Here is a 276-nt window from a genome sequence, read left to right as displayed (position 1 = left end):
ACAAGCGCAGCGCCACTTCGGTGAACGTGCGCGGACGCCTGAACTGGCAGGCGACGCCGAAGGACCAGCTGCAACTGATGTTCAATGCCCAGGGCAAGACCCTGACCGGCTACGGCTACCGCCAGCCGAGCGCCACCGCCAACCTGAGCTACCGCCGCAACCTGAGCCCGAACCTGACGTTCGTGGTGAACGCGACCGACATCTTCGATTCGCAGAAGATGGAAACCATCACCGATTCGCCGACGCTGCAGGAGCGCGGCATCCGCCGCTTCGACG

Annotated in this window: 1 protein-coding gene; it reads left to right on the top strand. The window is 64.5% G+C overall.

The window, feature by feature from the left end; all coding sequences use genetic code 11:
• Nucleotides 1-276, top strand: a 276-nt coding sequence (locus tag KVT32_RS29945; protein ID WP_217619413.1) for an outer membrane beta-barrel protein, incomplete at both ends; no start/stop codon positions are given.

This window comes from Achromobacter sp. GbtcB20, assembly GCF_019091095.1.
Classification (GTDB): Bacteria; Pseudomonadota; Gammaproteobacteria; order Burkholderiales; family Burkholderiaceae_B; genus Achromobacter; species Achromobacter mucicolens.
The sequence above is the reverse complement of the archived record's forward strand: the minus strand, read 5'-3'. Positions and strand labels throughout refer to the sequence as shown.